Annotated in this window: 15 protein-coding genes, 3 tRNA genes and 2 pseudogenes; 9 read left to right on the top strand and 11 right to left on the bottom strand. The window is 60.1% G+C overall.

The features are described 5' to 3' along the window. Positions 1-56: 56 nt before the first annotated feature. The 3 genes from AB0Y14_RS11815 to AB0Y14_RS11825 are packed head-to-tail and all read right to left on the bottom strand — an operon-like array spanning position 57 to position 3,798. Complete coding sequence (locus tag AB0Y14_RS11815) at positions 57-812, bottom strand: LamB/YcsF family protein (RefSeq protein WP_436589463.1); 756 nt, start codon at positions 810-812, stop codon at positions 57-59. Further along, positions 809-1,891: a ribokinase gene (locus tag AB0Y14_RS11820; protein ID WP_436589464.1), complete on the bottom strand. Its 1,083-nt coding sequence runs from the start codon at positions 1,889-1,891 to the stop codon at positions 809-811. Before AB0Y14_RS11820 ends, AB0Y14_RS11815 begins: the two co-directional genes overlap by 4 nt. After that, positions 1,855-3,798, bottom strand: coding sequence for a M13 family metallopeptidase (locus tag AB0Y14_RS11825; RefSeq protein ID WP_436589479.1), 1,944 nt, complete (start codon positions 3,796-3,798; stop codon positions 1,855-1,857). The genes AB0Y14_RS11820 and AB0Y14_RS11825 overlap by 37 nt, the downstream gene beginning before the upstream one ends. A 1,036-nt stretch (positions 3,799-4,834) precedes the next feature. Here AB0Y14_RS11825 and AB0Y14_RS11830 point away from each other — a divergent pair. From AB0Y14_RS11830 to AB0Y14_RS11850, 5 genes are all read left to right on the top strand, one after another. Next, positions 4,835-6,256 carry an FAD-dependent oxidoreductase gene (locus AB0Y14_RS11830; RefSeq protein ID WP_436589465.1) on the top strand — a complete coding sequence of 474 codons (1,422 nt, stop codon included), beginning with the start codon at positions 4,835-4,837 and terminating at the stop codon, positions 6,254-6,256. Positions 6,257-6,438: 182 nt separating this feature from the next. After that, entirely contained in the window at positions 6,439-7,464 is a 1,026-nt protein-coding gene (locus AB0Y14_RS11835; RefSeq protein WP_436589466.1) for a universal stress protein, read from the top strand. A 156-nt stretch (positions 7,465-7,620) separates the two neighbouring features. Continuing rightward, a tRNA-Glu gene (locus AB0Y14_RS11840) sits at positions 7,621-7,693 on the top strand. Between the two features lie 69 nt (positions 7,694-7,762). Then, positions 7,763-7,836, top strand: a tRNA-Asp gene (locus AB0Y14_RS11845). Positions 7,837-7,907: 71 nt separating this feature from the next. Continuing rightward, positions 7,908-7,980, top strand: a tRNA-Phe gene (locus AB0Y14_RS11850). 79 nt (positions 7,981-8,059) lie between these two features. Here AB0Y14_RS11850 and AB0Y14_RS11855 read toward each other — a convergent pair. Beyond that, positions 8,060-8,287, bottom strand: a pseudogene (locus AB0Y14_RS11855) (tyrosine-type recombinase/integrase); the annotation flags it as partial. A gap of 675 nt (positions 8,288-8,962) precedes the next feature. Here AB0Y14_RS11855 and AB0Y14_RS11860 point away from each other — a divergent pair. From AB0Y14_RS11860 to AB0Y14_RS11870, 3 genes and pseudogenes are all read left to right on the top strand, one after another. Further along, the gene (locus tag AB0Y14_RS11860) at positions 8,963-9,247 is read left to right on the top strand and encodes a hypothetical protein (protein WP_436589467.1); all 285 of its coding nucleotides are present in this window, start codon (positions 8,963-8,965) and stop codon (positions 9,245-9,247) included. A gap of 94 nt (positions 9,248-9,341) precedes the next feature. Beyond that, positions 9,342-10,697 (top strand): annotated as a pseudogene (locus AB0Y14_RS11865) (zinc-ribbon domain-containing protein); the annotation flags it as partial. A 156-nt stretch (positions 10,698-10,853) separates the two neighbouring features. After that, positions 10,854-11,183, top strand: a complete 330-nt coding sequence (locus tag AB0Y14_RS11870; RefSeq protein ID WP_436589480.1) for a hypothetical protein — start codon at positions 10,854-10,856, stop codon at positions 11,181-11,183. Positions 11,184-11,381: 198 nt separating this feature from the next. Here the strand turns inward: AB0Y14_RS11870 and AB0Y14_RS11875 are convergent, their stop codons facing one another. From AB0Y14_RS11875 to AB0Y14_RS11905, 7 genes are all read right to left on the bottom strand, one after another. After that, complete coding sequence (locus AB0Y14_RS11875) at positions 11,382-13,145, bottom strand: ABC transporter ATP-binding protein (protein WP_436589468.1); 1,764 nt, start codon at positions 13,143-13,145, stop codon at positions 11,382-11,384. 1 nt (position 13,146) lies between these two features. After that, entirely contained in the window at positions 13,147-13,620 is a 474-nt protein-coding gene (locus tag AB0Y14_RS11880; protein ID WP_436589469.1) for a hypothetical protein, read from the bottom strand. Between the two features lie 9 nt (positions 13,621-13,629). Next, on the bottom strand, positions 13,630-14,418 hold the full coding sequence (locus AB0Y14_RS11885) for a class I SAM-dependent methyltransferase (protein WP_436589470.1): 789 nt from the start codon (positions 14,416-14,418) through the stop codon (positions 13,630-13,632). After that, complete coding sequence (locus tag AB0Y14_RS11890; RefSeq protein ID WP_436589471.1) at positions 14,415-14,726, bottom strand: hypothetical protein; 312 nt, start codon at positions 14,724-14,726, stop codon at positions 14,415-14,417. Before AB0Y14_RS11890 ends, AB0Y14_RS11885 begins: the two co-directional genes overlap by 4 nt. Positions 14,727-14,946: 220 nt before the next feature. After that, positions 14,947-16,464 (bottom strand): alpha/beta fold hydrolase, encoded by a 1,518-nt coding sequence (locus AB0Y14_RS11895; RefSeq protein ID WP_436589472.1) that lies wholly within the window; start codon positions 16,462-16,464, stop codon positions 14,947-14,949. A 376-nt stretch (positions 16,465-16,840) separates the two neighbouring features. Further along, positions 16,841-17,113: a hypothetical protein gene (locus tag AB0Y14_RS11900; RefSeq protein WP_436589473.1), complete on the bottom strand. Its 273-nt coding sequence runs from the start codon at positions 17,111-17,113 to the stop codon at positions 16,841-16,843. 275 nt (positions 17,114-17,388) lie between these two features. Next, positions 17,389-17,610 carry a hypothetical protein gene (locus tag AB0Y14_RS11905; protein ID WP_436589474.1) on the bottom strand — a complete coding sequence of 74 codons (222 nt, stop codon included), beginning with the start codon at positions 17,608-17,610 and terminating at the stop codon, positions 17,389-17,391. Positions 17,611-17,701: 91 nt separating this feature from the next. Between AB0Y14_RS11905 and AB0Y14_RS11910 the strand changes: the two genes are divergently transcribed. Next, positions 17,702-19,126 (top strand): phytoene desaturase family protein, encoded by a 1,425-nt coding sequence (locus AB0Y14_RS11910; RefSeq protein ID WP_436589475.1) that lies wholly within the window; start codon positions 17,702-17,704, stop codon positions 19,124-19,126. The last annotated feature ends 164 nt before the right edge of the window (positions 19,127-19,290 follow it).

The following is a 19,290-nucleotide window of genomic DNA, read 5'->3' on the forward strand; positions in this document are numbered from 1 at the left end:
CCGATTTCTGCACAAGGCTGCCACCTCGCGCGCGTGCATGCGCGGCGTCGACGCCGTCAGACGAAACTCTGGACCGAGATTCCGGCGTCGTCCAGGCCCCGACGGATCGTTCGCGCAATGTCGACCGCCCCGGGGGTGTCCCCGTGGACGCACACGCTCTCGGCCGAGACCCGGATGTCCGAACCGTCGACGGCGGTGACGAGGCCTTCCTCGACCATCCGGACCACGCGGTCGGCGATCTCTCTCGCGTCGTGCAGTACCGCGTCCTTCTCCCGCCGGGAGACCAGGGACCCGTCCGGGTTGTAGCCACGGTCTGCGAAGACTTCGGGAATGGCGCGCAATCCCGCAACCTGTGCCGCCTTCTGGATCTCCGAATCCGGGAGAACCAGGATCGGCAACTCCGTGCTCACCGAAGCGATGCCTTCCGCGACCGCCGCAGCCTGCGCGGCGTCGCGGGCGATGCGGTTGTAGAGAGCCCCGTGCGGCTTCACGTAGGTCACCAGGGTCCCGGAAGCTCGCGCGATCGCCTGGAGCGCGCCGATTTGGTAGATGGTCGCATTCACCAGCTCGTCGTGGGCCATGTCCATGACGCGGCGGCCGAAGCCCTGCAGATCGGGGTAGGAGACGTGGGCTCCGACGGCGACCCCGGCATCGGCGGCGGCCCGACAGGTCACGCGGGCGACGTCGGGGTCGCCCGCATGAAAACCGCAGGCCACGTTGAGCGAGGAGACGATTTGGGCCATCGCGGCGTCGTCGCCCATGGTCCACGAACCGAAGGATTCACCGGAATCGGAATTGAGATCAACGTTCATTGTTCCTCCACTGAGAATGATGAATAGGACGACGACGCCCCCGCCGCCACAACGACCTTCGCCGCCTCGCGTGAAGCAATCGCCGCGCACGAGGCCACGGTCTCCGCAGGAAGCGGGTCTCGCGAGCGGAAACCGGCGCCGCCGACGCCGCGAAGTCTCCGGGCGAGCGCAGCGGCGAAAACTCCCGCATAGGCGTCCCCCGCGCCCGTGGTGTCCACGACCGGCTCGACCCGTGCCGCCTCGATCCTTCTGATGATCGCGGGCCCCGTGGTCCTGTCTGCCCGCACCGCGACGATCGACCCCGAATCGCCCAAGGTCACGACGGCGCAGCGCACCATCTCGGTCAACCGCTCGGCCACGGACGCCCCGGCGGACTCGGGATCCTCAAGGGACTCGGGCGCCCCGGGTCCCGCCGCGCCTTCGCCGAAGGACGCCCGTCCCCCCACCGAGGACAGACCGTGCCTGCGCGTCACAGCCTCGGCCTCAGACTGGTTGACCATCAGCACGTCCGTCGCGGCGAGGCACTCCGTGGATACCTCGACCGCAGGCGCCAGATTCAGAACGAACCGGGCCTCGGACGCGGCCACGGCCCGGCCGAGCTCCTCAAGCGTCTCGACGGGGATCTCTCCCTGCGCGACCACCACGGATGCGCCGTCGAAGTTGCGGTCGCGCGCCCGGGCGACGACGTCCGGGGTCACGGACCGGTTCGCCGCGGGAACGATCGAGATCGAGTTCTCGCCGTCGGCGTCGACCGTGATGTGCGCCGAACCGGAGTCGCCAGGGACGGTGGCCGTGTGTTTCGTGATGACCCCGCGCTCGCGAAGCGTGGAAAGCAAACCACTACCCGCCTCGTCGGTCCCGACGCACCCGAGGAATGAGGTCGGGACCCCGGTCAACGAGGAGGCGACGGCCTGATTCGCGCCCTTTCCGCCGAGTCCGTAGGACACAGAATGCCCCACCACGGTTTCGCCGGGAGCGGGAAACCGGTCGACTGCCACGGTGACGTCCCGGCTCACCGACCCGACGACCAGAACCTCGGGCGTCACCAGATGCTCACCCGCTTCTCCGGGTCGAGCCACATCGGGTCCTGGGGCCGGACAGCGAATGCCTCATGGAATTCGTCCACGTTGCGCACGGTCCCGTTGCACCGGAACTCGGCGGGGGAGTGGGGGTCGATCGAAAGCAACATCCGGGCCGTTTCGGCCCGTGCCTTGGACCGCCAGATCTGGGCGAAGGAAATGATGAGGCGCTGGACAGCGGTGATGCCGCCCAGGTTTGGTGCGGTCTCCAGTGTCAGGCCTTGTTTCTCCAGGGCTTTGCGGTAGGCCCTGATCGCGATGGTCAGCCCGCCCAGGTCACCGATGTTCTCGCCCAGGGTCAGGTCGCCGTTGACGTGGTCCGTCTCCGGGTCCAGACCCTCGGGCGTGTATTCGTTGAACTGGGCGACCAGCGTGCTCGTGCGTCGCTCGAATTCCTCGAGGTCCGTCTCGGTCCACCAGTCGTTGAGGTTGCCGTCCCCGTCGTACTTCGCGCCCTGGTCGTCGAATCCGTGACCGATCTCGTGGCCGATCACGGCCCCGATGCCGCCGTAGTTTGCGGCGTCGTCGGCGTCCATCGAGAAGAATGGCGGTTGCAGGATCGCGGCGGGGAACACGATCTCGTTCAGGACCGGGTTGAAGTAGGCATTCACCGTCTGCGGCGTCATGTGCCATTCGTGACGGTTGATCGGCTGACCCAGTTTCCCGAGCTCGTAGTCGTGCTCGAACCGGTTCCCGGCCCGCACGTTGTTCATGAGGTTCTCGCCGATCTGCAAACCGGAGTAGTCGCGCCACTGGTCCGGGTAGCCGATCTTGGTGGTGAACTTGGACAGCTTCTCCAAGGCGCGCTCGCGGGTTTGCGGGGTCATCCACTCGAGAGAGGAGATCGAATCTCGGTACGCCTCGATCAGGTTGCCGACGAGTTCCTGCATCCGCGTCTTGTGCTCCGGCGGGAAGTGGCGGGCGACGTATTCCTTGCCCACTTCCTCGCCCAGGAGAGACTCGACCAGCCCGACGCCTCGCTTCCAGCGGTCCCGGATCTGTTCGGTGCCCATGAGCCGCTGGGAGTAGAAACGGAAGTTCTCCTGCACGGCGGCGTCGTGGAGAAACGCTGCACGCGCGTGGACGATGTGCCACACGGCCCAGAGCTTCCAAGAGTCCAGGGTCTCGGACTGCCACAGCTTCGCGAAGGCTTCCAGGTAGGAGGGTTGGGCGACGACGACGCGCGAGAAGCTCTCCTCGCTGCCGCCCAGGTCCTCGATCCAGCGGCCCCATGGGAACCCCGGGAATTCGTTGCGGAGCATGTCCGGGTCATAGGGGTTGTACGTCTTGTGCGCGTCCCGGCAGGTCACCTTGTCCCAATGGTGGGAGGCAAGCCGAGTCTCGAAATCGAAGACCTGCTGCGCCGCCGACTCCGGCGTTTCGCCGAGTTTCGCGGCGGTGCCGGTGATCTCGAACATGCGGGCGATGTGTTCGCGGTACGCCTCCCGGATTTCGGCGTACTTCTCTTCCCGGTAGTACTCCTCGTCCGGGAGTCCGAGACCGGACTGCACGATGTAGGGGACGTACTGGGTCGCGTTCTTGGCGTCGTTGTTGACGTAGACGCCCACCGGGCTTCCCACGCCGCTGGCGTCCAGCGTTGCCAGAGCGTCGACCAGCCCGTCCTTGTCCTCTGCCGCATCCAGGACGGCCAAATCCTCGTCGAGCGGTGTGTTGCCCGCGGTCTCGACGGCGTCCTCGTTCATGAACGAGTTGTACAGGGCGCCGACCTTCGAATCAGGGTCGGCCTCGCCGGCGGAGACGATGATCTCCCGGGTCCGTTCCTCGGAGAGATCCCTGAGGGCGTAGAACGCGCCGTCGATACCGCGGTCCGCGGGGATCTCATGGGTGTCGATCCACGGACCGTTGGCGTAGCGGAAGAGGTTTTCCCGCGGGGCCTCTCGACCCATGCCGTCGGGATCGATGCCGGTGTCCCGCTCCTCGGGGCGCTGATCCGGATCCTTGGGCCGCGTCTCGATGTCGTCGGAGGAATGGGGTGAAGAAGGACGAATGCTCATGTCCCATACCTTATGACCTATGGCGGCCTCGCAGGGCTGAGGCACCGAGGTTTCGCTACCGGCCCGAGAGGGCGGCGGACCGCTGGGCGGCTGGGCGGCGGGTCGCGACGGGTGGCGGGTCGCTGGGTGGCGGATTGCGGCGCAGTGGCCCGAGGAGGGGGTGCGACGGGTGGTTGGGTGGCTGCCCGTGCGCCATGGACCTGCCGTTGCGTGGTGGTTACCCGATTCGGCGGCGGCTTCCGCCTGCATTCCGACGTCGTCGTGGTCCCGCCCGGAGCTCTTGCGTGGCGGTTGCCCGTTTGAGTGGCGGTTCCCGGCCGTATGCGGGTCTTTTCGTGAGCGCGTCGAGCTCTGTTGGGTGGCGGTTACCTGCTTGTGTGGCGTTTGCCTTCGTTAGGAGGCGGTCTAACCACCACCTAACGAAGGCAAACGCCTCCAGATCGGGTAACCGCCACCCAGGAGGGGATCACCGAAACCCGCTGGGCGCCGCCTCATCCCGCTGGGCGCTGCCGAGCACTGCTCAGCCTCGCCGAGAACCGCCCGAAGCCACCGAACAGCCCACCCGAAAAACCCATGGCGCGGCCCCCGATTCACCAGCCCGTATCCCCGCCCCCCGACGCCCGGAGCGTTTCGTCGCCCGTTCCTGCCTCACCCCGCGCCGCCCGCTCCTGCCTCACCCCGCGCCGCCCGCTCCTGCCCGTGCCGCCCCGCCCGCCCCGCGCCGCCCGACGCGCTCCCGCCCGACCAGCGGGAGCCCGAAAGGTTCTGATCCTCCGCACCTTTCGACGGCGGGCGCGACTGTGGGTCCGGAGATGAAGTTCCACGAAGAATTACTAAGGTCACCCTGACCTGTTCGACGTCATCTCGTTAGACTGAAAGACAGTGCCTCCGTACTGCACCGTGCCCGGGCCCAGCCCCGAAATCGGCAATGAAAGGAATATCTGTGTCTGAAAACCCCGCTCGTCCGCTGCGCGTCGCCGTGATCGGATCGGGTCCCGCCGGCGTGTACGCCTCGGACCTGCTGACCAAGTCCGACGCCGTCGCCGACGGCGAGGTGGATGTCAGCATCGACATCTTCGATCGCTACCCTGCTCCGTTCGGCCTGATCCGCTACGGTGTCGCCCCCGACCATCCGCGCATCAAGGGCATCATCACCTCGTTGCACAAGATCATGGAGAACCCGAAGCTGCGGTTCTTCGGCAATGTCGAATACGGCACGGACGTGACTCTGTCCGAGTTGCGTGAGCATTACGACGCCGTTATCTTCGCTACGGGTGCGTACTACGATGCGTCCCTGCACATTCCGGGCATCGACCTCGAGGGCTCCTACGGTGCCGCCGACTTCGTGGCTTGGTACGACGGCCACCCGGACGTGTCCCGCGAATGGACCCTCGACGCGAAGGAGATCGCGGTTCTCGGGAACGGCAACGTCGCGCTCGACGTCGCCCGTGTCCTCTCCAAGCACGCCGAGGACCTCCTGGTGACCGAGATTCCCGACAACGTGTACGAGGGGCTCAAGAAGTCTCCGGTGACCGACGTCCACATTTTCGGTCGTCGTGGTCCGGCGCAGATGAAGTTCACCCCGCTCGAGCTCCGGGAACTGGCCAAGTCCCGCGACGTCGACATCGTGCTCCACGAGGAGGAGTTCCAGTACGACGAGGCCTCCGAGGCCGCGATCGAGTCCAACAACCAGATCAAGGCCCTCATCAAGACGCTGGACAAGTGGCGGGAGGAGCAGAAGGAGAACCCGGGAACCGCTTCCCGCAGGCTCCACCTGCACTTCCTGCAGTCCCCGGCGGAGATCGTGGGCGATGAGAACGGCAAGGTCCGCGCGATCCGCATGGAGCGTAACGAACTCGACGGTGCCGGCGGCATCCGACCCACGGGCGAGACGGTCGAGTACCCGGTCCAGGCCGTGTATCGCGCGATCGGTTACCACGGTTCGGAGCTCCCGGAGATCGGCTACGACGTCACCCGCGGCGTCATTCCCAATGAGGAAGGCCGAGTTCTCGACGAGAGCGAGTCCCCGATTCCTGGCCTGTACGCGACCGGCTGGATCAAGCGCGGCCCCGTGGGCCTGATCGGCTCGACCAAGTCCGATGCGCTCGAGACCATCACGCACCTCTTGGAGGATCGCGAATTCACTGCGACTGAGGCCGACGCCGAAAGCATCACCGAGTTCCTCGATTCCAAGGGCATCGAGTACACGACTTGGGAAGGTTGGCACGCCCTTGACGAACACGAACAGTCACTCGGGCAGGACGCGACCGACGCCGAGGGCAACCCCCGCAAGCGCGTCAAGGTCGTGCCCCGTGAAGACATGGTGCAGATTTCCCGCAGCGGACAGTAACGGCCGACGTCGCCCGGCTCCGGGGCCCGGGCCTCTCGGGTCCTGGAGCTTGCGGCGGCAGGGAATCCAGGTCGGTCGCGCTCGATTGGTCGCCAGACTTGCCGCGTAATTGACCTCTGGCCAGGGACAAAGTGTGAGGGACGTCCTAGAATGAGGGTAGGTACTACCCGAGGAGGGACGCCATGTCAGACACGAATGGTTCGAATTCCAACAGTACGTTCGGAGCCCGCGCCGTTGCGGAAGGCTCCGGTCATCAGGACCTGGGGCACATACACGGCGAGGTCGTCGTCGGGATCGACGGTTCCGACCAGAGCTATGGCGCCCTGACCTGGGCGGTCGCCGAAGCGAAGCGGCGGAAAGTGCCGGTACGGCTCGTCACCGCATACTCCCTGCCGGTGTTTACGGGGACGGGCTTCGACTCCGGCTATTCGGTCATCGATGACAAAGCCCTCGAGGACGGCGTCACCCAGATTCTCGATGAGGCCCGCCGCCGTGTCGAGGACGACGACGTCGAGCTGCGCGCCACCGTGGAGACGGGCGACGCATCGGGCATCCTGCTCGAACTGTCCAAGCGGGCCGAGCTGATCGTGGTCGGGTCCCGGTCTGCCAGAGGGTTCCTCGGACGGCTGCTCGGTACGGTTTCGACGGCGCTGCCCGCCAAGTCGCACTGCCCGGTCGTTGTTGTTCCCCTCAACTGGGCCAAGAGGCACGCGGAGGATGCCACGATCCTGCAACCGAGTCACGGCGTCGCCGTCGGTTCGGACGGATCCGACCAGGCTCGTATTGCGATCCTCAAGGCCGCGGAACAGGCGGAGCGCATGGGTGTGGGGCTGAAGCTGGTGAACGCTCTCGCGCCCTTCACCGGCGCGGTGAACTGGGTTCCGGCGGCGGTCGACTTCGAGGCCATGTACCGCGAGGTCGAGGATCTGCAGAATCAAGCCAAGGAGTGGATCAGCGGCTTCTATCCCAAGCTCGAGGTCAGTGCCGAGCTCATTGACGGTTCCCCGGTTAAGGTTTTGATCGAGGCGGGCCAGGAGTCCGACATGATCGTGGTCGGCACTCGTGGTCGCGGTGGTCTGACCGGGATGATTCTCGGTTCGACCTCGCAGGGTGTGTTGCACAGCTCGGACAACCCGGTCATGATCGTTCCCGAGCTCGAGGACGAACGCATCGATTCCGCCCCGAGGCCGGGGGTCGTCTGGGGCTGACCGGTTCGAGACACGTCATGGCGGTCGGTTCGGAAGCCCCCGGATCGGCCGTCGGTTGTGATTCGGGACGCTTTTCGCCGATTCGATTTGTGCTCAGGCTCCGAAGGCGATTATGCTTATGGAGGTCCAAGCGAGGAAGCTCCCGAGCTGGCCTAAGCCCCCATCGTCTAGCGGCCTAGGACACCGCCCTTTCACGGCGGCGGCACGGGTTCGAATCCCGTTGGGGGTACTGCAAATCACCGATTTGCACACCTGAGTTTGTTCCAATAAGGTTTTAGCTCGTTGGAAAAAACTTCTAGGCCCTGTAGCGCAGTTGGTTAGCGCGCCGCCCTGTCACGGCGGAGGTCGCGGGTTCAAGTCCCGTCAGGGTCGCTCTGGCGGCGTATTTCTTCTGATGAAAGTCAGGCGAGACGCCGTCGTGGCATATCTGCAGGATATGTGCTGGCTCTGTAGCTCAGTTGGTAGAGCGTACGACTGAAAATCGTAAGGTCACCGGATCGACGCCGGTCGGAGCCACTGAAAACCGCCCCGTAGGCTTCTATGCGGGGCGGTTTTCTTTGTTAACAGTCAGCGACCCCGCACAAACCCCGCATTTTCAGATGAGCCCCTCCAACTGGTGCTGCATCACGTTGCCTGCCTTTGTCTCGCCCTTCAAGGTGTTTAGGTAGACATCTTGAGTCATGGACGGATTCTCGTGTCCGAGATATGCTGCGATCTCTGTGGCGGACATGCCGGCCCGATCGAGCATGGTGGCCGCCGTCTTGCGGAAGGAGTGGGTCGATAGGTCGGGGTATCCGATGTCCTGTCGAACGTCGCGTAATTGACGTTGCGTGTTGGATGGATCCCGTTGAGGAAGGCCTGGAGGCGATCAGGTTTGCCTTGACGACGGTGAGGTCACCCATCTTGGGGACGATGCGAGCGTTGATGGCATATCCGTATGATTCCGAGATTCCTTCCGAACGCCCTAGATTCGCGCTTGCGTGCCAGAAACTTCTGTCCGAGAACCCGTAGGGGCGTCGTCGGATTCAACGTGCCCCTCGGCTGACTTCAGCGGTCAGTGGCGTCTGCTTGAGGGCAGTTTCGGCTCGAACCTGCGGGGGGGGGGGGGGGTCGATTCCGAGTCGTTTTGTAGCGCGGCGTTCGGCGAGGCTGGGAGGAAGCGTGTCGGATACGATCCTCTTCATACGCCCTCAACACCCCGACTCTTCCGGGAAGAATGGGCACAGTGTCCTCCCCGAAGCGAGGCCACGCACCGCCGATCTCCTCTTTGCCGAACAACAAAGTCAGCACGTTGCCGCAATCATCAATGTCATCGAGACCTTCAGGAGCATGCGCAATGATTGACACAACAACAAGCTCCATCGTGTCGCCCCCCCCTGATGCTCTGATTGCTGCCACGTCCCAGGACCACTGCATGTGACATGCCATGACATGAAATGCCATCACATGATGTCAGAGCAGTACGCGCACGCCCGTCCTCACCCAAGGAGCAGCAAAAGTGAACGAACAAACACGGTCCGAGTCGTTGTATGAGGTCTTCGCGCATCGTGAGGTCACGGCCGAGACCGATTTCTGGGTCTTCAGAATCCCCAAACTGGGGGAGCCGTCACCAACCACCGGGGTTGCGATCATGCCGGTCGGTCAGGCGACCTCCCTCAGCGAGATCGAAGAGGAGGCGCGTGGTCTAATCGCGGCGTGGCTCGATGATGACTCCGTTGCGGAGGAGATCCAAATGATTATCCGCTTGGTGGCTGGAGACGAAGACGACGCTTGTCAGGGTTAGGACAACCGAACTCTCTCGCTGGCCCGAAGGCCTTAAGTTGTCAGTCGGTTGCACCATGCTCGAGATACGATCCGATACCGAGAGGGAACCCGTCATGACAGCCGCGCCGAGACGACCGAAGTCATACAGGACCAGCCTTGCTGCCCTCCGTCCCGATATCGCGGCCCAATGGGACTATGAAGCTAATGCCCCACTGACCCCGGTCGACGTATCTTATTCATCCAATTTCACGTTTAGCTGGGTCCACCCCGTAGCCGAGGGAGGCTGTGGACACCGGTGGCAAGCGATTGCAAACAACCGGAAGCGTCAGAAGATCGCCAAATGTCCTCGCCAAAAGCACGGGCCGGATCAACCCTGCGCGCAGGACATTGTTGCTACCAATGCCGCCGCCTTCATGCTCTGGCACCCGGAGAAGAATGCAGGCAAAGACCCGGCAACATACCTGGAATGCTCAAACGAGCACGTGTGGTTCCTTGGCCCTTGCGGGCACAGCTGGAAGGCCGCTGTCTCCGAGATTACCCGTGGACAGAGGTGCGCCGTCTGCCATGGGAAACAGATTGAAATCGGTGCCAACGACCTGGCGACAACGGAACCAGAGCTGTGCTTTGAGTGGGATTACGAGAAGAATTTTCTCTCGCCCAAGGAAGTCACGCGGGGCAGTCAGAAGAAAGCTCATTGGACCTGTCTCGACTTCGGGCATCGCTGGGAAGCTTCTATCGCCTCCAGAACACGGGGTAGCGGCTGTCCGTACTGCTCCGGAAAGCGTGTCCTGGCAGGCTTCAACGACCTGGCTACGATCAGACCGGAGGTGGCTAAGAGTTGGGATTATGCCCGTAACTCAGGCGGACCGGAGAATGTGACTCCCGGCTCGAGCAGCAGAATCTATCACTGGGTCTGTCCCGAATGTACAGGACCTTGGGCCGCCAGTGTGGCCAACCGATGCCAGACTCCGATGTGCTGGACCTGCGGTCACCGTCAGACTGGGTGGAAACGAAGCCGACCGGAACCCGGACAAGACCTGGCTGCCCTGCGGCCCGATCTAGCAGCAGAGTGGGACCTCGAGAAAAACCAGCACCTAGCCAGTCACTACCGCCCCGGAAGCGACTACAAAGCGGCCTGGATCTGCTCAGTTCCCGGATGCGGCTACCAGTGGAATAGCACAATCAGTTCGCGCACCAACCAGAGCCGTGCGGCCGAAGGACTTTATGGGTGTCTGGCATGCCGGAACCGGCGTACCTCCGAACGTATCTCCACTCCGCTTCCCGGCCGCTCGTTCGCAGACGAAGCCCCACAGCGGATCCTGGACGAATGGGATCCCTGCAACCCTTCTCCGCCTACTGCCTATAAGCTGAAATCCGGTAGTACCGTCTGGTGGGTTTGCTCCGACCCGGAATGCGGAACCCGGTACCAGACGCCGATCTATTGGCGTACCGCCTGTGGTGTGGGTTGCCCAGCATGCTCAGTCCCGTGCTCGTCCCAGGTTGAACGTGACATCTCTGAAGCACTGAGTCACCGCCTCGTAGAACGTCTGGAACCGTTGACACTGACCAATAGCTACTTCGTACAACGAAATGGGAAGACCACCAGGCGCAAGCCGCAATGGGATATGGGTTCCAAGTCCATGGGGCTACTTCTGGACTACGACGGTTTTCATTACCACTCTGGGCAGGATGGGGGCGGTCGCGACTACCGGAAAACCATGGCTGCCCTGGACGATGGCTGGGCTGTCGTGCGCATCCGTGAAACACCGCTGAACTCTCTGGATATCAACCATCCACGATATGCGGAGGTCCCCTTCTGCTTCCAGGGTCCGACCCCACTGAGGCAGGACCTCAAGCGTCTGGTTGCCGTAGTAGAAGCCGATGTTCAGCAAGTGCTATCTATGCCGATATCTTCAGGTGTTTCTTCCGGAGCCCGACGCAACAAGGGTGAGTGACAGATGACCAGACCGACTTCCGGACACCAGGTGTAGCACAATTCATCAACTAGCGGTAAACTTGCACATATTGAACATGCACCGAATTATGCACGGAATGCGGCGAATGACGATCCGCGGAAACCCGGTCTTCGTGCAGCAAGATCCCTCATAAGCCGGGAACTGGTGCAGGATCGACCGATTTCTGACCACCAGAATTCATCCAGCTTGAGAGATAAACCGTTTATAGAGTGAATCGGAACGCATCATCGTTGCATGAGTACCCGTACCTCGAACGGTACCGCCATCGAGCATGACGATTTTGTCTGCCTGGGAGAACAGCGCAATTTGGTGAGAAACAACGACCACTGCACAAGTTCGCGATACTTCTCGTATCATGTGTGTCACGGACTGTTCCGTGTCCCTGTCGAGATGCGCAGTCACCTCATCCAACACAAGCACTTCAGGTCTTTTCAGCAGGGCTCGAGCGAGTGCGATCCGCTGACGTTCGCCACCGGAGAGGCCAGAACCTTCTTCGTCCAAGTGCGAGTCCAAGCCGTCGGGAAGCCCGTCCAGCACTGGGGTCAGTCCTAGAAGGTCAAGGACCCGTAATACGTCGGTCTCCGGTATGGAGGACTTCTCGTACACCAGGTTTTCCCGGAGCGTTCCCGCGAGGACAGGGCAGTCCTGTTCAACGTATCCTAGACGGCGACGCAAGGAAGGCAGGGGAATCTGGGTGATGTCGTTTCCTGCAAGTAGAATCTTTCCTGAAGACGGCTCGTAGAAGCGTTCTGCCAGCTTGAGTACAGTGGTCTTTCCCGCTCCTGATAAGCCTGCGATCGCAGTGATTCCTCGGGCAGGTACTTGGAATGACACGTTACGCAGTACAGCCTGGGTGTCATCGTAGGAAAATTCGACATCGTCGAACTCCAAAATGGGAAGTTCATTGTCGTGGTGGGGAATTGTTGTAGGAAGTTGGTCGTCCGCGAATATGCTGTCGTTATGTGCAGGATCGGTATCCTCTTGAGGCAGGTTCATGAGTTCCGTAACGCGGTCCATGGAAGCGCGCCCCTGCTGGATCTGTCCGAAAGCCGAGAATAGGGTGACAAGCGGTGCGACTAGATAGAACAGGTACATGATAAAGGCTGTCAGCTGAGCCATTGATATATGGCCCTCGTGGAGACGGACCACGCCCACGATGATAGCTCCAGCAAGAGCAAGCTGTGTCCCCACATTCATGGTCGGCTGCAGGAGCGCGCTGAAAGTCGACACCCGGACCCCGCTCCTACGAGCACGCAGAGCAACACTGCTCATATTATTGACTTCGTGCTTTTCCCTGACGGATGCCTTGATCGTCGTCAGCCCTGACAATATGCGATTCAGTTGGGTTCCGAACGCGCCCACATTGCGCCTGTTGGTCATGGCTGAGGAGCGCACCAACCGGGCGAAGAATAGCGACAGAAGGCTAGCACCCCCCAACAAGGCCAGTGCAGTTGCTGCCATAGGGGCATCGATAATGGTCATCAGAACGACGCCGCCAGCAACTAGAAAAGCTGAGGTGATCAGTTGCGTGGTAGCTTGAGAGACCACAAGACAGGCGATGGAAGTGTCGCTGACAATCCGCGTGAATGTATCGCCCCTGTCAAGGTGGTGGTAGGCAAGCATGCGCATGCGGACTACCTTCTCTATGACGATCATTCTGAGCCGATAGACGATTCGTTGGGCGACCACTCCCAGACCGTATGAGTACACGCCAGTGATGATGGCATCCGCGACAAAGAAGATGCAGACAAGGAGCACGGCACCGGTCACAGGTCCTTGGTCGGAGAGCGCGGCAACCAAATTTCCAGTCAGCCACGGTTGAAAGAGGGTCGCCCCCGCCTGAGCTAGGCCTAGCAACAGCACAAGGGCTAACATCCACCGTTCCTGCAGGATCAGCGCACTAACGACACCACGGGAAGCATGCCACGCTGAGCTGACCACCTCAGTTCACCACTGCCACGCCGGCTGCAGCAAGCCCGGCGAACAGGGCCCCCCACAGAATGATGGACAGCCCTTGCCAAGCAATGATTTTGTTCTTGTCCGCTCCCAACGTCGCCATGAGCCCCGATGTGATTTGACTCGGAAGGACCGTTTGTCCCAAAAGGGAAACACCTGGCACGCCGTACTTGTCGAAGAGACGGTAGAACCGAGCGACACTGCGGGACCTATCCTCAGGGTTACGGCCCTTGGTGCGCCACAGATGAAACTGTTGGCCGCCATATACTAAAAGCACCATAGATACGAAGTTGCCAAGAGAAGCTACAGCGACTGCCACTGCGGGATGCAATCCGCCCAGAACCCCCAGAGCCGATCCGAAGTACGATTCGACGAACGGTATGGCGCTGATGGCGAATATGATGACCACCCTCAACGACAGCGAGGTTTCGGCGAGCAGAGTCTGAATTCCTTCGAGCATGTGGTCCTTCTATGGTTGATGGTCGGCAACTGTTCCGGACATGGACGCATGTATCGGATCCATTGTGACAAGGACGTCTGAAGAGCCGAAGATTTGAGGATCCAACATGCCTAGCTCGGACAGTGAGCTGTGTGCGAGCCCGGCGTCTTTCAGCGCGGGGGCATAATCCTCTGGGTCGGTGAGCAACACCTGGTCCTCTGCAGTCTTCCTTACACCTGAATCAGTCCACGAATAAGTCATCTGCCACCAGTTTCCGGTTCGATGGCCTGCAGCTCGGATCAATCCGCCGTGACGACGAGGGAACTGAAACTCCGCCTGTTGGGGGAAGCCCTGCTCGAAGAGGCTCCTGCGGGCGAACTGAAAGATCAGCCTTCCGCCAGGCTTGAGATGCTGATGAGCCTGGCCAATAACTCGCTGCTGGGTGTCCAGATCCAGTAGCGACATCGTCAGGCCCCACACCAAAATCACGTCGAAGGACTCGTTGTCGAGGTACGTATCGGATATATCGGCCACGACGGCCGTCTCGAACGCTGGGTTCGAACCGTGTTTGTCCTTCAGGGACGCGACCATCTCCGAACTGAGGTCAATACCAGTGTAGGAGAATCCGTAAGACATCAGATATCCAGCTAAACGGCCGTTACCTGAACCTAGGTCGAGAGCAGTGGGGCACTTCGGCATCTGGTTACTGCTCAAGTTGAGAGCCTGACGGATGACGTCGAATTCGCCCTCGTCTTCCGCGAACAGGTCGTCATATATATCTACGAAGTCGCGGCCATAGCTTTTCCAGGGTGTGGTCATTGGTCTAGCTGGTGGTAGTCGATTCCGGGCGAGACATAGTACTCGTGCAGGTCCTCTTGCGTGTCGTAACCGGAGTCGGCGGCCAGGAGGAATTGGAACTTTTCAGCCTTGTCCCCGGAGACTTGACGCACGTGCTTGCGAGCCCGTGCGACCAGCAATTTGTAGTCCGGGGAAGCTGACAGACTCTCCGGATGACGAGCCAGCTGTTCGAGAACTCGACCGCTGATGTCTGATAGCGACTTTTCTATACGGCGGTGCGGGTAGTAGATCATGTGGCTTATGCGACGGTCGGTGTAGGTATTGATCATTTCCCAGTCGCTGGAATCGGTTTCGCCGATCAGGCGGTAGCGTACGCCAAAGATGAAATCGTGACTAGCTGGGTTCGGTGCGAAGAAACGCCAGTTAGGTATCGTAATTGTGTACCGGTCCAGGGCCCTCAACCGATCAAAGGACCGATTTGGGTGCTGCGTGAAGGTAGTCACGGTCAACCACGCAGTAGCACCCACTAGAAAAAGACTTTCAAACGCTCTACGATTCATGGGATTTCCCAAGTTGCGGTTCGACTTCTTTAAGGAAATTAACGATTTGATCAGCGGCATTCCGGGCATGATCGGTCGTGGACAACAAGCCATCGTGTGTCGCCCCCTCGACAGTTACGAGTCTCGACGGCCCTGGGGCACTGTCGATGATGCCTCTATAGGTGTCCAGGTATGAAGAGTTCCGTTGTTTCGTTTGCCCGGCAACGATGATGAGCACCGGGTAGTGGCTTTTGCGCCTGACCCCGTTGCGCACCTCTCTGAGGTACTCCGACCACTCGGCCCGGGAAGCGCGCCAAATAGCTGGTTGCCTGTATAGCCGACCTAGATACCTTGCCCTGGCCGTGCTGCTAACGGCGTTCTGCCACAATGCCGGGTCGAGCATCCACCCAAGCCCTATATAAGTGTTTGAGCTCATACTCCTAAGGCTGCGATCGAACCCATCGTCTTTTGCCTCATCGCCTTCATGCTGTTCGCGATACGCCTCGGGGCTCGCTGGATCCAAGAGGATAGTCGCCCGCAGTGGTTGCTTCAGCGTTCTGAAACCCCTGGTATCTATAAGGTGCCCTCCCAGGGAGTGTCCGCACAGGACAACATCTTGTTCCGGAGGGGTCGTGGCTTCAATGAGGGCTTGAAGGTTGGCCTCGTAGTCCTGCCAAGAGCCCAGTTGTGCTGACGACATTGAATAGCCAAACCCCGGTCTGTCGTAGATGACGCAGTTATGCTCTCGAGAGACCTCCTCGACGATCTTTAGCCAGTACTCCTTGGATGCCGACAATCCGTTTTCAAAATAGATAGTTTTTGTATGTTCTCCGACAGTTCGTGCCTCGAAGTGCTCGTAGTTAATTTTGGCGCCGGACGCTGTATAAAGTACCTTGCCAAAGATTGGTGCTGACTTCATCATGTGCCGATCGCACAGGCGCACAGTCGCGCCAGCCCCCAGAACTGCCGCGACGGTGGCAAGATACATTTTGGGCAACGGCGATTCGTTTCTTGAATTGCGATCCGCGCAGAACATCACGGCTGGCTGCAAAGACAGGAAAGCCGGAATGAACCTATTGAGGCCCATAAAATAGCCGATGGAAAGATGCATGCCAGAAACTCCAACCACCAACAAGTTCGTGAGTGACTTGTTGCCCACAAATGCTAGCGGATAGGACACTTCCAGACCTATGGTCGATATCTCTAAGAATCTGGAAACCTGAGGGTGTTTCCGAATCATTTCCCACATGCGCTTGTGGCCGTACGCTCGGGTTCGCATAACCCCTAGAAGGGCTTGGTTGCTTCGCCAGTCCGAACCGCTGATTTTGGTGGCCCCCGAAACAAAATACGACAAACCGGCCTGCAATGCCACAGCCCAAATCGCGGCTCGCCGTATTTTTTCGGAATCAGCGACCCTATGCACTCCAATCAAGGTGTTGACTAGGAATCGGACTTGGTCCGAACCGTCGCCGCCGACGTTACTTTTGGGCGCAGTAACCAATTGGATCGCCGCCAGGGACAGGGCCACGGAACCGCGAAGCTTGGCCCCACCTGCTCCACTGAGTTGAAATGCACCTAGTCCTGTCGTCAGACCGTGTATGACGTCATCGAAATGTGGCCTGCTATACAAAAAGTTTCGCACTCTGATGAGGAGTTTATGTGGCCTTTTTGCTGAGTTTCGACACGTGTTACGGCTACTCCAGTGCCCCAGGCCCCCCTCATCTCGATGTTCGCGAAGTACAAGATTTTCCATCCCGGACTGCAATGTCCCCAGGGACGATATCCGTTCGGTAGCTAGTACAACGGCGTTTTCGGAGGGGGGCCGGGTTAATATCAGGCGGAGAGAGTTAGCTAGACGCATTGTATGCGGATGCATTCAGTGAAGTTAATCTGACGTAGGAATTTCACAGGAGGAAACCACTGAACTCTTGAATTTTGGAATTATCCAGTTCAACAGTTACGTCCACGTCCCCGAAGCCACCTTGCGCGATATCAACTGACAGGTGTTTCCCGTCCACCGTAGCGGACAGCTGGAACTCGCCGGTCAGATTCTTGGTGTCCGCGGACTCACCGTCGATCAGAACCGACCATTTGGGATGCACGGCTTTGGTTTCACCGAGAACTTCCACCCAGTGGGAACCAACCATAAACCCATATTTTTTTTGCGTAAGACTCATCGAGACTCTCTCGCTCCTTTGAAACCTAGTATCGGCTAGTCAGTTGCTTCGCCAATGGCTGCGCCACCGGCCGCGGCACCGGCCAGGCCAGCTGTAGCAGCCACCCCACCTGCGAAGGCAGCCGGTGTTGCTGCGAGAGTGCCGCCTTCTGCGACTTCGGTGCCAGTCGGTGAGTCAATAGAGATATTTTCAAGAGCTGAAGAAGTTCTAATCGTGTTCATGAAGATTTCTCCTATCGCATGTGGTTCTAGATGTTGTGTTGCGAAGAAGACAGCTTACTTGTCCGCTGCTTCTTCTGCTGCATATCCTCCGGCAAATGCGCCACCTGCTAGGGCGGCTCCTGCGGTGGCAGCGATTGCGGGAGTGGCGGCGAGCGGTTCACCTGAAGTCAGACTCGTGTGATCTTGAGTGTCCATGTCGACGTGATTTGCCTGTGCCGCACCCTTGATGGTCTGGATTGTCATATCAAATACCCCCGTCTGTGGCTCGCGATACATGACGGTTTGATAATAACATTGGACAGAAGCGATGCAAGAGGCATTCGAATATTGAATGACTCTGGTTGGGTCTTGGCAGGAGAGGGCGACGATGTTGAGAGTTGCAGTTGTGGGGTCGGGGCCTAACGGGTTGACGGCCGCAGCTCGCCTGGCAGCTGCGGGTCAGCGCGTTGTGGTGTTCGAGGGGCAGGAAGATCCAGGCGGTTCCGCCCGGTCGATGCCGCTCTTGGGAGACGGTTCCGTGGTTGACGTCGGAGCGGCGGCGCACCCGTTTGGCATCCGCAGTCCGGCGTTCGAGCAGCTGAAACTCGAACATTGGGGCATCGAGTGGGTTCATCCTGACTACCCGCTGGCGCACCCCTTCCAAGACAGTGAGGCGGCTCTGTTACGTGACTCGTTATTCCAGACCAGCGAAGCATTGGGAGTGGACGCTGGAATGTGGGGCCGTGTCCATCGCGGCGTATATGATCAGATCGATAACGTCATTGCGGATGTTCTGACACCGATGACGAGGCCTCCTCGCCATCCCCTGTCCTTGTTCCAGCTCGGAAAGTATGGGTTCCTCAGTACTAGTTTTCTCGCGCGACGACTGTTCAAGACTGATGAAGCTCGGGCCCTTTTTGCAGGATCAGCTCTGCATTCAATGTTGCCGCTTGACAGTCCCCTAAGCGGTGCATTCGGGATCTTGTTTGGTGCCCTAGGGATGAGCAGTGGCTGGCCGATGGCTCGAGGCGGAAGCCAGAGCATCGTAAATGCCCTGATTCGGCGTTTCGAGTCAGACGGAGGGGAAGTGGTCTGCAACCGCCCCATCCACGACATGCGGGGGCTCTCTGATTTCGATGCGGTGATTTTCGATGTGATGCCACGCGACTTGCTGCGGATCGCAGGAAACTGCATTACCCCTCGCTACGCGAAACCACTTTCACGGTGGAAACACGGTATCGGGGTAAGCAAAGTTGATTTTCTGCTGGATGGACCCATCCATTGGTCAGACCCGCAAGTCTGCCGAGCTGGCACGGTGCATATCGGAGGCGACTTGCGGGAGCTGGAGAAAGCTGAAAGCGATGTTCACCAGGGCGTGATGCCCTCGCATCCATTCGTGATGGTATGCCAACAACACCAAGCTGATCCCACTCGGCTCGAGGGAGAGTCCGGCAATATCGTGTGGTCCTACGCGCATGTTCCCTTTGGGTACAACGGGGACGTGAAGAGGGTGATTGAAAACCAGATTGAGAGATTCGCCCCCGGTTTCAAGAAGCAGGTTGTCAAGACTGCCGTCACCAAGCCTCAAACGCTGTCAAGCATGAATCCGAACTTGTATGGCGGGGACATCGCTGGTGGGTCGCTCGGTGGACTTCAACAGATATTCCGTCCCAGGTTCGGGCTCCATCCCTATCGTTGTTCCAAGCGCGAAATCTATCTGTGTTCGTCTGCCACACCGCCTGGAGCTGGAGTTCATGGCATGAACGGCTGGAATGCTGCGGGACAACTCCTAACCGATTTCCGAGCGAGGTGAGGGGCACCTGATTGGGTGGGTGCATGCAGATGGGAAAGCGCTCAAAGCGTCAATAAACGGGCACCCGTATGAGGGTCCCTCACTGGGACACCTGACGGCGCCTCCGATCCAGGTCGAGTGATCGCTAGTTTGTGACTTCCACGTTTAAATGGCGGGGGTTCTTC

The organism is Rothia sp. HC945, from assembly GCF_051370785.1.
Classification (GTDB): Bacteria; Actinomycetota; Actinomycetes; order Actinomycetales; family Micrococcaceae; genus Rothia.

Excerpts from the sequence above, each read along its gene's own strand:
- AB0Y14_RS11835 (WP_436589466.1), top strand. The coding sequence starts at position 6,439 with ATGTCAGACACGAATGGTTCGAATTCCAACAGTACGTTCGGAGCCCGC.
- AB0Y14_RS11830 (WP_436589465.1), top strand. The coding sequence starts at position 4,835 with ATGAAAGGAATATCTGTGTCTGAAAACCCCGCTCGTCCGCTGCGCGTC.
- AB0Y14_RS11900 (WP_436589473.1), bottom strand. The coding sequence starts at position 17,113 with ATGAGTCTTACGCAAAAAAAATATGGGTTTATGGTTGGTTCCCACTGG.
- AB0Y14_RS11885 (WP_436589470.1), bottom strand. The coding sequence starts at position 14,418 with ATGACCACACCCTGGAAAAGCTATGGCCGCGACTTCGTAGATATATAT.
- AB0Y14_RS11890 (WP_436589471.1), bottom strand. The coding sequence starts at position 14,726 with ATGATCAATACCTACACCGACCGTCGCATAAGCCACATGATCTACTAC.
- AB0Y14_RS11880 (WP_436589469.1), bottom strand. The coding sequence starts at position 13,620 with ATGCTCGAAGGAATTCAGACTCTGCTCGCCGAAACCTCGCTGTCGTTG.
- AB0Y14_RS11870 (WP_436589480.1), top strand. The coding sequence starts at position 10,854 with ATGGGTTCCAAGTCCATGGGGCTACTTCTGGACTACGACGGTTTTCAT.
- AB0Y14_RS11815 (WP_436589463.1), bottom strand. The coding sequence starts at position 812 with ATGAACGTTGATCTCAATTCCGATTCCGGTGAATCCTTCGGTTCGTGG.
- AB0Y14_RS11825 (WP_436589479.1), bottom strand. The coding sequence starts at position 3,798 with ATGGGTCGAGAGGCCCCGCGGGAAAACCTCTTCCGCTACGCCAACGGT.
- AB0Y14_RS11905 (WP_436589474.1), bottom strand. The coding sequence starts at position 17,610 with ATGTATCGCGAGCCACAGACGGGGGTATTTGATATGACAATCCAGACC.
- AB0Y14_RS11910 (WP_436589475.1), top strand. The coding sequence starts at position 17,702 with ATGTTGAGAGTTGCAGTTGTGGGGTCGGGGCCTAACGGGTTGACGGCC.